Origin of the sequence: Microcystis sp. M083S1, from assembly GCF_020246405.1 — a bacterium.
Taxonomy (GTDB): Bacteria; Cyanobacteriota; Cyanobacteriia; order Cyanobacteriales; family Microcystaceae; genus Microcystis; species Microcystis aeruginosa_C.
Window position 1 is genome coordinate 1 of sequence record NZ_JADBTB010000155.1, and the last position, 13,560, is coordinate 13,560.

The window sequence follows — 13,560 nt, forward strand, 5'->3', positions numbered from 1 at the left end:
CTAGGGGTAACTGCTGAATTTCCCCTAATTCTTTCAGATAAATTCGATGCACCTGAGGACAATTGAGCAGCGCTCGGTAGGGATGGGTGTTACTTTGTTCTAGGCTGCGGGTGGGATAGATGACAACAATTTGCCAATCGGTAAATCGTTCTCGCTGGCGGTAGAAATATAAAAATGATTCACCAAAAACCCGTTCATAGAGTCGTTCGTCTTTTTGAAATTGTACTTCACAAAAATAAATCACCCCGTTCCTATCAGTATCAGGTGGGAGAAATACGCCATCGATCTCAAATTTGGGTTCTTTGACGGCTACGGAGTCAAAGCGGTATTCGGTGGCATTATCGGGTGGGTTTTCCAGTAAATCGAAGAGAAGGGAGGGGGATTGTTGGAAAAGCCGGTAAAATATCGAGTCTCGTTTCATGATGATCGGGATTGCACCATAGCGATCTTCCCATAAAACCCCCCCCAAAAAAGAGAGAGGAAACCCGCGTCTCCTCTCCCTTGTAGGCATTATTTCCTCGCTTTGCGGACAGCACCCCCTAACATTAAACCGCCCAGTGTGATAAAACCGAGAAGGCTAGAGGGTTCGGGGACACTGACTGCTGGAGTCGGCACTGTCAGGACTGAGGACATTCCATATAGAGTGTATGAGTTACTTGAACTAAGACCGATCATATTGATCCACGAGGCGTCAGTTTGAACAGGGCTACCTATAGTAACCATAGGCGGAAAACCCGAGTTACCCAACGGGGATTGAGCGGAGCCACCCACATTAGTGCCTGTCCATACAGAATCTGTTCCAGATGTGTCTATCTGAGTGCGATTAATAAAGGTTTGGATGCTGCCATCCCAAAGATCGGCATTATTATTGGCGACCTTGTTGCCATCTATGAGGTAGATGGGAACATCTGGCTGACTGCCATCAGTACCGGTATTGACTTTGGCCGAGGTAGCGGAAGTAGAACCGATCGCCTTCCAAGTGATCGTACCCAGGTTAAATCCTGCCGTTGTTAATTGCGTAGCAAGAGCGCTTCCTGTTACCTGGTTGGTAACAAAGTTATTGTAGTCGTTGATGTTGGTGCTTGTTGCATCCCGTGTGCCGTCAGTGACAAACACCAAGCGATACTGGTCGCCCGGATTCAAGCCGGGGGGTACGACCACCAAAGCAGCTTGTGCTGCACTAGCCGTTACCAGAGTCGCCAGGGCAACTCCAGAGACAATTCCGAGTTGTTTTATTTTCATGAAAAGAAAAGGGTTAATGGTAGATGATTTGAGTGCCTGACATTTCCATTTGGGTTAAGCGATAGGGCAACCCAAAACAATGACAAGCGAACCTAACAGTCAAGAGGGTACACGCTTCCCCCCCCCGCATTGTATCAAACGCTACAATTTAATAAATCTTTACATTATATGCGAGTAATCGGGGGGAAAATCCCTGGACTTTTTCCCTGAAAATTAGGTAATTGACCCCCTCAAAATCGGTAAAACCCTACACCCCACACCCCACACCCCACACCCTATTGCGGGCCAATTTGGGGCAAATGCAAAGCTGGATCCTGCGCTGTCCAACCGACGGGAGTATCTAAGCGCACCTCAAAATGAAGATGGGGGGGAATAATATCTGGTTGTCCCGTGGTCCCAACCGCACCGATAACGTCTCCTGCTCGTACCCGTTGGTCAATTCTCACTGTAACCCTGCTTAAATGGGCATAACGGGTCTGCCGGCGACCTAAATGATTAATTACTACCAAATTACCATAGGCCCCTTCCTGACCCACATAAATCACTAGACCATCCTCGGCGGCTAGAACAGGTGTACCAATATCTGCGAGAAGATCAATACCACTATGAAAAAGATTTTTCTGTTCCGTGGGGCTTTTTTGCCAACCGTAGATTAGGCCAGCACTACTGGCAAAGGGTAAGGGATAAGAACTTAATCCAGTATAATCCGATCGCTTGCCGGCGGCGGACCAATTGGTGCCGGGGATAAAAACTATTGTCGGCCGGCGACCACAACCGTTAAGCTCAAAGAGTATATCGGCACGAATACCATAGGCTGCTTCTAAATCGCGCCAAGTGGAACCCCGGGGTGCTTCGATGCGAATGCCGTTCATCGGGGGAATAAAGATTTCTTTCCCGACGGGGGCCAGACCATTTTTGAGAATAGTCGGATTGAGTTTAATTATCGTTGCGGGGATAAGAGCGTATTTTTCGGCGATGGAGGCGATCGTTTCTCCCGCTTGGATTTTATGGCGTTGTAACCTTGATAAAATCGGCAGGGGACAAACATTATCAGACCCTTGGGCAAAAATTAATTTTTGATTTAAGCCCAAAAAACCTAGACAAAAAAACCAAATTGTGCTAGTCAAACTTAGCCAAATTTTCTCACTTCTGATTCTCCGACCCATGACCATAAAAAAAGCGATTTCTTGACTACAAAACTCGGAGAATACTGGGAATACTGTCAATAGCTTCTAAAGACTCTATTGCCACTAAAGCGTTGCGGAAATTGCCCTCGCGCACATCGTGGGTGACAACGACAATTTCGGCTAAATCACCCCTAATACCAATTTGTACCACGGATTCTAGACTAACCCCATGGTCGCCGAAGGCCATACCTAAATGACCGATTACCCCAGGCACATCGCGACAGAGAAAACGAGCATAAAAACGGGTCGATAAATCCTCCATCGGAGCGATTTGACAATAATGCTGGTGAACACAGCTTAAAAGCGGGTCAAGTTCCTTGGTTTTGCCACTACTTTTTAAAATTCCGACGATATTCATCACATCCGATACTACTGCACTGGCCGTCGGTCCGCCACCGGCACCCGGTCCATAAAACATCACTTGTCCCAAGGGTTCCCCCTCGACCAGAATAGCGTTATAGACTCCGTTCGCATTAGCGAGGGGATGGTTTTTCGGTACTAGGGTTGGATGAACCCGCAACTCTAGGGTATCGGAATCTTCCTTAACCGTGTCTTTCGCAATCGCTAATAATTTAATCACAAATCCCAGTCTATCAGCGTAGGCGATATCGACGGCGCTAACTTGCCGGATACCTTCACAGTAAACATCTTCCCGTTTTACCCGACCTCCAAAACCCAGAGAGGCTAAAATAGCGATTTTATCGGCTGCGTCGAATCCATCCACGTCCGCAGTGGGATCCGCTTCTGCATAACCTAATTCCTGAGCTTTGGCCAGCACTTCGCTAAAATCTGCCCCTTTTTGGCTCATTTCCGTGAGAATATAGTTAGTTGTGCCGTTGACAATTCCCATAATGCTGCTGATACGATTAGCGCCGAGGGATTGTTTCAAGGGTTTAATGACGGGAATGCCACCACCCACGGCCGCTTCTAGAAGGACATAAACCCCCTTTTCGTTAGCTTTGGCGTAGATTTCGTCACCAAAACGGGCAATAACCGCCTTATTTGCCGTAACAACGTGCTTTCCCGATGCGATTGCCTTGAGAATTAAAGAGCGTGCTGGTTCCAAACCCCCCAATAATTCGACAATAATATCAATTTCGGGGTCAGTAACGATCGATTCTAGGTCAGTGGTCAACAGATGGGGAGAAAGCTCGATTTCTCTCGGTTTATCTAGGGATCTAACTCCCACTCGTCCAATGGTAATCTCTTTGAGTACGGGATGACGACCAAAAGGATCAAGGAGGATTTTCGCTGTTCCCGTCCCCACAACCCCGAAACCGAGTAAACCAATCTTAAAGGTCACGCTTTTATCTCCTGCTAGTCCGACGCAAAAAATACTAATGGCCAAGCCCTCGCCATTGTCGATTTTATCATTACAAGGTCTTTGTCTGTGGGGTTTTCTTTTGCTTCCCTGACACCACTAACACAACTCAAATGGTGGGAGTTAGCCAATTTTCAGCCCGCGAATCGCATAATCTAATAATTCGATAGGATGAATAACGGGTGTATCTTTTCCCTGTAATTGTAAATGTTTTTTAATTTGTAGGGAACAACCCGGATTAGGAGAAGCAATCACCGCAGCCCCAGTATTTAATAAATTGCGTACTTTCTGCTGACCTAATTCATCGGCAGTATCTGGCTGTAGCATATTATAAACTCCGGCACTACCACAACACAAGGCCGCATCGATAGGTTCTTTTAAGTTAATATTGGGGATTTTTTGCAATAATTGCCGTGGCTGCACGGAGATTTTTTGTCCGTGTAAAAGATGACAGGCATCTTGATAAACTAGGGTTAATTCTGTTTCGGTAATCGGCGATAAATCAGCAGTTAATCCCACTGCTGCCAAAAATTCTTGGGCATCGCGTACTTTAGCCACAAACTCCTTAGCCTTATCTTTATATTCAGGATCATCGGCTAAAATATGATGATATTCCTTGAGAGTATGACCACAACCCGCCGCATTGATAATAATATAATCGACCTCGGTTGCTGCGAAACTATCGATCATTTGTCTGGCTAAACTTTGCGCTTGTTTTTCCTGTCCTTGGTGTGCGGGTAAAGCGGCACAACAACCCTGGGTTTTTGGGATAACCACTTCACAACCATTAGCAGTTAAAACCCGCACTGTCGCTTCATTTACCGGCGAGAAAAAGAGTCTCTGCACACAACCTAAAACCACCCCTACCCGATAGCGTTTTTCCGTTTGGGAAGGAATAACATCGGCATAGTTTTTAAACAGAGAATTTAGAGTAATTTTGGGTAGAATTGATTCCATGGCCGCTAGACGGGGAAAGAGCATTTTTAAGATACCCGATTTCCTGACTAGGGTTTGTAGTCCCAGGGTTTGATATAACCAGAGGAAAGGTAAAAATAATTTGAGACGGACGGGATAGGGAAAGAGATTAAAAATGAGAAAACGAATAATTTTATCTTTAAAACTGCGGGGTTGATTGCGTTCCACCTGCGGACGGACTGCGGCGATTAATTGATCGTATTGTACTCCTGATGGACAAGTACTAACACAGGCTAAACAACCTAAACAAGTATCAAAATGTTGGCTAGTGGTTTCGTCTAAAACTGCTTCTCCTTTGTTGATGGCATTCATCAGATAAATTCTACCCCGGGGGGAGTCCATTTCTTTGCCAATAACTCGATAACTGGGACAGGTAGATAGACAAAAACCACAGTGAACACAACTATCGATTAATTCTTGAGCGGGGGGATTCTTGGGGTCAAATCCTTGATTTTTTTGGTCGATTAATTCTTGAAAGTTAACGGAATGTTCGGAGGTTTGCATGATTTTTAATTAGATTTTGTTAAGAAAGCGTTCAGGACTAAAAATGCCTTGAGGATCGAATTTAGTTTTTAGGGTTTTCATCGTGGTAATTGCGTTACCTGTATAACCCCAAGGTTCAATTTTTTCTTTTAGCGATGGAGGCGCAGTTAACACCGTTAAATAACCCTGATTGGCGCTGCATAAAGAGCGAATTTTGTCAAGATTTTCCTCCGATTTTAAGATAACTTTACCCACCCCACTACTAATATTAATCGAGGCTAGTCCGTTAATTTGGTCGATAACTAGAGCTAAATTGCTGGGTAATAATCCTATTTTGCCGAAAAAATTGCCCTCTTGGTCATAATTATCCATTGTTTTTCGGTATCTTTGCCCTAGAGAAATTTCTTCCTCATCCCGATAATAATTGGTCTGACAGTCTAACTGTTGTCCTAAATAACTCACCTGTTGCGATTGTTCGCTAATACTTTCGGGAATGCTTTGAAAACGCAGCAGTAAAGCGACTTTTTCCCCTAATCCTAGTGCTTGCGTCATCCCTGGGTTTAAACATTCAGCCACGGTGGGAGTTAAGGACGATTGCCGAATAACTTGACTTAATTTGCTAATATTTTCGCTATTTCCAGTGATTATCAGGGTTTCTGAGTTAGGGGTTTCGGGATACAGTCGCAGGGTAATTTGGTCGATAATCCCTAAAGTGCCGTAGGAACCCGTAAATAGCTTCATCATGTCGTATCCCGCCACATTTTTCACCACACGCCCTCCAGCTTTAGCAATCTCGCCATCGTGACGGATAAAGGAGAATCCTAGGATCAGATCCCGGACTCCACCGTATCTTTGCCGCCATGTTCCCGCGTCGGCCGTGGCCATAATACCGCCAATCGTGGCATTATGGGCATAACTGGGATCAAGAGGAAGAAATTGACCGCTAGGAGCCAAAAAAGCCTGTAAATCTGCTAGTTTAAGCCCAGCTTCCACGGTTATAGTTAAATCTCCCCTAGCATGGTCAATAATCCGGTTGAGATTTTGGGTACTGACTAAAATATCGGGCGACTCGACTAACCCACCCCAATCTAATTTACTGCCTTGACCGTAGGCCAATAAAGACAGACGATTTTCGTTGGCAAAACGCACCAGAGAGACTAAAGCGGCCGTATTAGCGGGATAAACTAGAATTTCAGGACTTTTGCCCCTAATTGCCCTTGATAATCTTTCTTGTTCCTGTTTTGGCACTTGTGGCCAGGCAATAACCGTCGTGTCGGGGGGTAAAATAGAAGTTATCTGGGCAGCAATCGCAGTCATATTTGAGAAAAGAATTGAGGAGTGAGGAGTTAGGACTTACCGGCCGATAATGGCGAAGAATGGGGGTAATGCTAGGGCTAATCAGTAATTTTCAGCCTCTATTAATCAGATTACCTTAGTTTTGCTCTCCATCTCCGATGTCAGGCAATTCCAGCCATACTGAGGCACAAAGAAGTCAGCTAATAACTAAGGGACTTGCGTAGGAATAATATCCCAATCGATCGGAGGGCGCAAGCTTTGCGCCCCTACAGTAACGGATTTTGTCCACAATGTAGGGGCGAACTGCGTTCGCCCAAAAGGTACATTATCAAAGCGCAAGTCCCTAACTGCTAAATTAGCCATACACTCGTGCCATAATGGTAGATTACCTCGATCAGTAAGCCAAGAAGTAATGAGTGTAGATTGGACGAATAGCCGCGCCAAGCGATTAAGTGCCTTACCCCCCTACGTTTTCGCCCGCTTGGATGAATTAAAAGCCTTAGCCCGCAAAGAAGGACTAGATTTAATCGATTTAGGCATGGGCAACCCGGACGGTGCTGCCCCGCGTCCAGTTATCGAAGCGGCCATTCAAGCTTTTGAAACCCCCCAATTTCACGGTTATCCACCCTTTGAAGGAACCGCCAGTTTCCGAGAAGCGATCGCTAAATGGTATTATCGCTGTTATGGTGTGGAACTCAATCCCGATAACGAAGCTTTACCCCTACTCGGTTCCAAAGAGGGCTTATCCCACCTCGCCCTAGCTTATGTTAACCCCGGCGATGTGGTCTTAGTTCCCAGTCCCGCCTATCCCGCCCATTTTCGCGGTCCCTTGATTGCCGGGGCGACACTATACCCGATCATTTTAAAAGCGGAACAGGATTGGCTGATAGATATCGATTCTATCCCCGAAGATGTGGCTAAACGGGCGAAAATCCTCTATTTTAACTATCCCAGTAACCCCACCGCCGCCGTTGCCCCTCGGGAATTTTTTGAAAAAATCGTTGCTTGGGCCCGGCAATATGAGATTATGCTCGTCCACGATCTCTGTTATGCTGAATTAAGTTTTGATGGTTATCAGCCCACCAGTTTATTAGAAATTCCGGGGGCAAAAGAGATTAGTGTCGAATTTCATACCCTCTCGAAAACCTATAATATGGCTGGGTGGCGCGTCGGTTTTGTCGTGGGCAATTCCGATATTATTCAAGGGTTACGCACCCTGAAAACCAATCTCGATTATGGTATCTTTTCCGTCATCCAAAAAGCGGCCGAAACCGCCCTACAACTGCCAGATGAATACGTCAAACAAGTACAGGAAAGATACCGGCAGCGACGAGATTTTTTAATCACAGGTTTGGGGCAATTAGGTTGGGATATTCCCTCCTCTAAGGCGACAATGTATCTCTGGGTTCCCTGTAGCATCGGCATGACTTCGACGGATTTCGCCCTCAGTGTCCTGCAAAAAACTGGTGTCGTTGTCACTCCGGGCAATGCTTTTGGGGAGGGAGGGGAAGGTTATGTGCGCGTCAGTTTAATCGCCGATATCCCGCGATTAGGGGAAGCTTTACAGCGCCTCGAAGATGCGGGAATTCGCTATCAGTAAGGAGAGTTTTTCCCCTTGATTTACCGGCCAAATCCCTCTAGGCGCTGACTAAAATTGCGATTATGATGGAATTTTATCGCGGTAGCTTGCCACTTCCATGACCTACAGCTTAAGAATTGCCGATATTCCTGTCAGTGAAAGACCAAGGGAACGTTTAATCAGTGTCGGGGCGAAAAACCTCAGTAACGCCGAATTATTAGCGATTTTACTGGCTACAGGTCAAGGTAAGGGGAAACTCTCGGCGGTGGGTTTAGGACAGCATATTCTCAACGAATTGAGCAAATATCGCCGGGATCCTTTGGACGTTTTGAGGGATATTCAGCCCCAAGAATTAACCGCTATTCATGGCATTGGACCGGCTAAGGCTACTACTATTCTAGCGGCGATCGAATTGGGAAAACGGGCTTTTCAACGACGACCGACGGAAAAAATGGTTATCGATAGTCCCGATACCGCTGCCGCTATCCTTGGACACGAACTAATGTATCAGTCTCAGGAACGTTTCGCCGTTATTTTACTCGATGTCAAAAATCAGTTAATCGCACTCAAAGTGATTACTATCGGCACAGCCACGGAAACACTGGTACATCCGCGAGAAATCTTTCGAGAAGTGGTTAAACAATCAGCTACTAAGTTGATTATCGCCCATAATCACCCCACCGGGTCACTTGTGCCTAGTCAAGACGATATTCTACTCACAGAACAATTATTACAGGGAGCTACCTATCTAGCCATTCCTCTCCTAGATCATTTGATCCTCGGTAATGGCAACTTCCAAAGTCTTCGCCAAATCACGGATCTTTGGGAAAAATATCCCCAAGAAGATTAGACCTCTTGTAAAAATCAAAAATTGTTGTTAGGTTTAGCTGGAAAAGGGAGCGAGTGCGACCGAAATCTGGGTAAAATTTGAGAGATACAATCGGTCAATTGGGCATGGATTATAAAGAAGCGGGCGTGGATGTGGAAGCGGGACGCGCTTTTGTCGACAAAATTCGCCAAAATGTGGAAAGTACCTTCCGTCCTGAAGTTATCGGCGGTTTAGGCGGTTTTGGCGGCTATTTTCAGTTACCTTCCGGTTATCGGCAACCGGTGTTAGTATCGGGAACTGATGGCGTAGGAACCAAGCTGAAAATTGCCCATAGTCTCAATTGCCATGATACGGTGGGAATTGACCTCGTGGCCATGTGCGTCAACGATGTCTTAACCTCTGGGGCCGAACCTTTATTTTTCTTGGATTATCTCGCCACTGGTAAACTGGAAGCGTCACAGTTAGCGGCGGTGGTATCGGGAATCGCTAGGGCCTGTCGTGATAGTGGTTGTACTCTTTTGGGAGGGGAAACGGCGGAGATGCCGGGGTTTTATTCGGCCGGAGAGTACGATTTAGCGGGTTTTTGCGTCGGTATTGTCGAAAAAAGTCAATTACTCGACGGCAGTAAGGTGCAAATCGGCGATGTGGCTATTGGTTTAGCCAGTAGTGGGGTTCACAGTAACGGTTTTAGTCTTGTTCGCAAGATTATCGAGACTCAGGGCTTAAATTGGCAAGATTGCCCCGAAATTTTGGCCGGCTCTAGCTTAGGTGAAGTTTTGTTAACTCCCACTAGACTTTATGTTAAACCTGTGCTAGAACTGCTGCGCTCTGGGTTAGATATTCACGCCATGGCCCACATTACTGGGGGTGGCATCCCGGAAAATTTGCCCCGCTGCTTAGGTAAAGGGCATTCCGTGCAGATTTACCGCGAAAGTTGGCCAATTTTGCCGATTTTTCACTGGTTAGCCCAGATGGGTTCGGTTAATGCCGAAGCCATGTTTAATACTTTTAATATGGGTATCGGTTTTGTGATCATTGTCCCATCAGATCTGGCGCAATCGACTATTAATCAACTCCAATCCTCTGGGATTAATGCCTACCAAATCGGCGAAGTGATTGCCGGTAAGGGGGAAATTGTTGGGCTTGATTAAAGTTAGTTCAGCCAACCCTAGTTAATAGATTGTATCCCGTTGACGGGCGGGGCGATCGAGGGATTTAATCGCCGTTTCTAACTCCTCGACGGTCAAACAAGTACCGCCCAGGGCCCCGGCCATAGTGGTAATATGTTCTTCCATGAGAGTGCCACCGAGATCGTTGCAACCCCAGTTTAAAGCTTCTGTCGCCCCCTGTAAGCCCAATTTTACCCAACTGGGTTGATGATTTTTAATGCTATTGCCCAAATAAATCCGCGCCACTGCTGTTAATTTTAATGTATCGGCTAAAATTGGTTGATCCCGTCCGACTCGATTTCTCAGGGGTTTGGGGGCCGATTGTCCCACAAAAGGCAATAAAATAAATTCGGTGATTTTAGCTGGATAATTATTTTCTAGGGCGATTTCTTGCTGTTTTCTAATTTTTTCAAGGTGCTGCACCTGTTGGCTAGGGGTTTCAATATGACCGCAGAGCATGGTACTGGTGGTATATAACCCCAAGCGATGGGCAGTACCGACTATTTCTAACCAAGTGGCGGCATCGATTTTTTCTGGACAAATTACCCGTCTTACCTCATCCACCAACACCTCGGCAGCTGTCCCCGGTAGAGAATTCACTCCTGCTTCTTGCAGGGAAGCGATAACTTTTTCGTAACTTAAACCGTCTTCTCTAGCGATAAATTGGACTTCTTGGGGCGAAAAAGCGTGTAAATGCAGGTTAGGAAAAGCTTGTTTCAGGTTTTTAACAATTTCCAGGTAATAGTCTAAGGAATTGCCCTTAATCTTGGCTTTTGGGTTTAATCCTCCCTGCATACAAATTTCTGTGGCCCCACGACGGACAGCATCCGCCGCTTTAGCGATAATTTCCTCTAAATTAAGCCAGAAGGCCCCCTCTTCGTTTTCATCGCGTCTGAATGCACAAAAACTGCAATGCTGCTCACAAATGTTACTAAAATTAATGTTGCGATTGATAACGTAGGTGACGGTATCTCCCGCCTGTTGACGACGCAAAAAGTCGGCCGTTTCCCGAATCTGGGCAATTAAACGGTTATCGGTAGTTTCTAGCAAGATAATCGCTTCTTTTGCCGATAAATTTGCCCCTGACCGCGCTTTTGCCAAAATATCGGTTACGGGTGCGGTGATGGAGGAGTTAGTCACGGGAGATAAATATTAAGGGTTGCCGATCCTAATTGTAGAACGAGGTCAGAAGGAACAGTAAAGAAAGAGAGCCGATTTAATCCTTTTTCTGTTCCCTATTCCCTTGTCTGCACGCGGTAATTCCGGGTTGAGAGCCTTTATTGCGGGGTGGTTTGTTTTTCCTGTTCTTTTTGTTGACGTTTTTTCTTTTCTGCTTCTAGGGCATCTTCGATCACCTTGAGCAGCTGATCCATTTTATCAAGATTACCGCGATAAACATCGAGGTCTTTTTGCAGTTTCTCGCTGGAGAGATGCAGAATTTCTGAGAACTTTTGCAAAATTTGTTCGCGTTTTTCTTTTTCCTTGATCATGTCCGGTTGTGCTTCGGCTAAAATTGTATAGAGACCGATGGCAAACAGGCGACTATACTTAAACTTAGGCGCGTTGATAACCGAAACTAAACTATCAGACAACTGATTGTTACCACCTAGGGCAGGGTTTTGCAGTTGGGAAAGCAAGGAATCAATATTAGTTTCTTTGGCAATAGCGATCATATTTTCGGCATCACGACGATAGACTTCGGGATTACCGTTAACCGCTTGGCACAAAGCATTAAAAATATTCGGTTTATCCTCCCCCGGACGATAGCCTTCCATGAACTTCTCGAAAGAAGTAACCACACCAAGGGCATAAATTGGATCATAATGGAAATCTACATTAACGGAGAGCAGGTGCATCTCGACTAATAATTCCTCAACCACGCGCCGATACACCGAATTGATGGGGCGGGTGTGGCGAGTATAAAAATCACGCTTACTATCGGAAACGGTGCGAATTTTATCCACAGAACCAAACTTCATAAAAATTTAACACTGCTCTCATTTTCCCCCTTCTGGTTCCCCCTGACAAGGCCAGTGATCACTAAAGAGCCGCAAGCAGTCAGTCCCCAGATAGCAAAAGAGCGAGTAAGATAGGGCAATGGGGAAATGGGGAATTTCAACTAAAACCCCAAAACCCCAAAACCCCAACACCCTAACACCCCAACACCCCAACACCCCAAAGCTTTTTCACTTTTCAGTTGACTATATGGCTAATCAAGACGATAAAATCAAAATTATCAGTGATAACCGGCAAGCACGCCATCTCTACGAGATTTTAGAGACTTTTGAAGCGGGGGTGCAGTTGCTGGGGACCGAGGTTAAATCTGTGCGTGCTGGTAAGGTAAACCTGCGGGATGGTTACGTTTTAGTCCGTAATGGTGAAGCGGTGTTAATTAATGTTCATATTTCCCCCTACGAACAGAGTAGCGAATATTTTAATCACGATCCGCGCCGGACGAGAAAATTGTTGATGCACAAAAAGGAAATCAGCAAACTCATCGGTCAAGTGGAACAGAAAGGCTTAACTCTTGTGCCTTTGAAGATGTATTTTAAAGGTAGTTGGGTAAAAATCAGCATTGGCCTCGGTAGAGGCAAAAAATTACACGATAAACGCGAAGATTTGAAACGTCGTCAGGATCAACGGGATATGGCGCGAGCGATGAAGCGTTAATCAAGACACTTATCGGACTGGCAAAGGTCTAGGTAAGAAACGAGCGGGTTTTGTTACAGTTGAACTGTATTAGGCCCCTTGCGGCCGTCACCATCCCCCTCACTTTGGGTTAAAATTTATGTTAAAAGTCTTGACAAAAGTAATTAAATATGCTAAGGCACCCGCTTTAATTGCTCTATCTTTAGCTGTGGGTGCGGGGATTATTTTACCAAAAATAACTTTAGCCAATGGCAACCCCGGCCTAACAATTTTTAGCGGAGTTGATCGCAAGGATATCTTAGATTATTTCTTGCAATTTGGCGGTCGTCCCAAGCAAATGGATCGTTATAAACTCTATATTCCCCCGAAAAAACTCTCCCAGGGGGCTTCAGCTTTTTTTATTTCCTATCCCGATTATTTTAACGGCCAGTTTGACACCAATAAAATCGAGGTACGCATCAACGGTAAATCTTTGCCTTTAAAGGAAGTGGTTTGGGATAAGGATGCTCGCGTTATTCAAATTGTCCCCGAACAAGCGATCGATCCGACCAGCAAAGTTGAAATCGTCATGTCTAATGTCAGAAATCCCGAATTAGGCACTTATTACTTTACCTGTGATGTGACTGCCTCCGGCAATATTCCCGTCCGTCTCTACGTTGGGACTTGGATTGTCAGTATCGAACCTTAAGTAGGGTTTGCTGAATAAATCTAAAAACTTTGTTTGATAAGGCTTTTAGACTTTTTTGACCTCAAAAAGTGCCTACCATTGGAGGGATCGGGGGTAAAATTCCTGGACTTTTTCCCTGAAAATTAGGTAACTGACCACCTCA

Annotated in this window: 13 protein-coding genes; 5 read left to right on the plus strand and 8 right to left on the minus strand. The window is 45.5% G+C overall.

The window, feature by feature from the left end:
• From IM450_RS14770 to IM450_RS14795, 6 genes are all read right to left on the minus strand, one after another.
• On the minus strand, positions 1 to 421 hold a 421-nt coding region (locus tag IM450_RS14770), incomplete at its 3' end, for an Rpn family recombination-promoting nuclease/putative transposase (RefSeq protein ID WP_287665153.1).
• 89 nt (positions 422 to 510) lie between these two features.
• Positions 511 to 1,242, minus strand: coding sequence for a PEP-CTERM sorting domain-containing protein (locus IM450_RS14775; RefSeq protein WP_287665156.1), 732 nt, complete (start codon positions 1,240 to 1,242; stop codon positions 511 to 513).
• Between the two features lie 275 nt (positions 1,243 to 1,517).
• Positions 1,518 to 2,414 carry a LysM peptidoglycan-binding domain-containing M23 family metallopeptidase gene (locus IM450_RS14780; RefSeq protein WP_004163902.1) on the minus strand — a complete coding sequence of 299 codons (897 nt, stop codon included), beginning with the start codon at positions 2,412 to 2,414 and terminating at the stop codon, positions 1,518 to 1,520.
• A gap of 19 nt (positions 2,415 to 2,433) precedes the next feature.
• Complete coding sequence (locus IM450_RS14785) at positions 2,434 to 3,732, minus strand: homoserine dehydrogenase (protein WP_287665159.1); 1,299 nt, start codon at positions 3,730 to 3,732, stop codon at positions 2,434 to 2,436.
• Between the two features lie 141 nt (positions 3,733 to 3,873).
• A complete protein-coding gene (locus IM450_RS14790; RefSeq protein WP_104396710.1) occupies positions 3,874 to 5,229 on the minus strand; it encodes a (Fe-S)-binding protein in 1,356 nt (451 codons plus the stop codon).
• Between the two features lie 9 nt (positions 5,230 to 5,238).
• Positions 5,239 to 6,525 carry an FAD-binding oxidoreductase gene (locus IM450_RS14795; RefSeq protein ID WP_287665164.1) on the minus strand — a complete coding sequence of 429 codons (1,287 nt, stop codon included), beginning with the start codon at positions 6,523 to 6,525 and terminating at the stop codon, positions 5,239 to 5,241.
• 391 nt (positions 6,526 to 6,916) lie between these two features.
• Between IM450_RS14795 and IM450_RS14800 the strand changes: the two genes are divergently transcribed.
• The 3 genes from IM450_RS14800 (at position 6,917) to purM (ending at position 10,063) form a co-directional block, all read left to right on the plus strand.
• Positions 6,917 to 8,104 (plus strand): aspartate aminotransferase, encoded by a 1,188-nt coding sequence (locus IM450_RS14800; protein ID WP_287665166.1) that lies wholly within the window; start codon positions 6,917 to 6,919, stop codon positions 8,102 to 8,104.
• A gap of 97 nt (positions 8,105 to 8,201) precedes the next feature.
• The gene (radC, locus tag IM450_RS14805) at positions 8,202 to 8,933 is read left to right on the plus strand and encodes a RadC family protein (protein ID WP_002732646.1); all 732 of its coding nucleotides are present in this window, start codon (positions 8,202 to 8,204) and stop codon (positions 8,931 to 8,933) included.
• A gap of 104 nt (positions 8,934 to 9,037) precedes the next feature.
• On the plus strand, positions 9,038 to 10,063 hold the full coding sequence (gene purM, locus IM450_RS14810; protein ID WP_287665177.1) for a phosphoribosylformylglycinamidine cyclo-ligase: 1,026 nt from the start codon (positions 9,038 to 9,040) through the stop codon (positions 10,061 to 10,063).
• Positions 10,064 to 10,084: 21 nt separating this feature from the next.
• Here purM and cofH read toward each other — a convergent pair whose 3' ends face one another.
• Both cofH and psb29 read right to left on the minus strand, forming a co-directional pair.
• Positions 10,085 to 11,221: a 7,8-didemethyl-8-hydroxy-5-deazariboflavin synthase subunit CofH gene (gene cofH / locus IM450_RS14815; RefSeq protein WP_287665169.1), complete on the minus strand. Its 1,137-nt coding sequence runs from the start codon at positions 11,219 to 11,221 to the stop codon at positions 10,085 to 10,087.
• 137 nt (positions 11,222 to 11,358) lie between these two features.
• Positions 11,359 to 12,045 carry a photosystem II biogenesis protein Psp29 gene (gene psb29 / locus IM450_RS14820; protein ID WP_170915588.1) on the minus strand — a complete coding sequence of 229 codons (687 nt, stop codon included), beginning with the start codon at positions 12,043 to 12,045 and terminating at the stop codon, positions 11,359 to 11,361.
• 241 nt (positions 12,046 to 12,286) lie between these two features.
• Here psb29 and smpB point away from each other — a divergent pair, with 241 nt between their 5' ends.
• Together smpB and IM450_RS14830 are read left to right on the plus strand one after the other, a co-directional pair.
• A complete protein-coding gene (gene smpB, locus IM450_RS14825; RefSeq protein ID WP_004162719.1) occupies positions 12,287 to 12,751 on the plus strand; it encodes an SsrA-binding protein SmpB in 465 nt (154 codons plus the stop codon).
• A gap of 118 nt (positions 12,752 to 12,869) precedes the next feature.
• Positions 12,870 to 13,418, plus strand: a complete 549-nt coding sequence (locus IM450_RS14830; protein WP_287665172.1) for a DUF2808 domain-containing protein — start codon at positions 12,870 to 12,872, stop codon at positions 13,416 to 13,418.
• Positions 13,419 to 13,560: the final 142 nt, after the last annotated feature.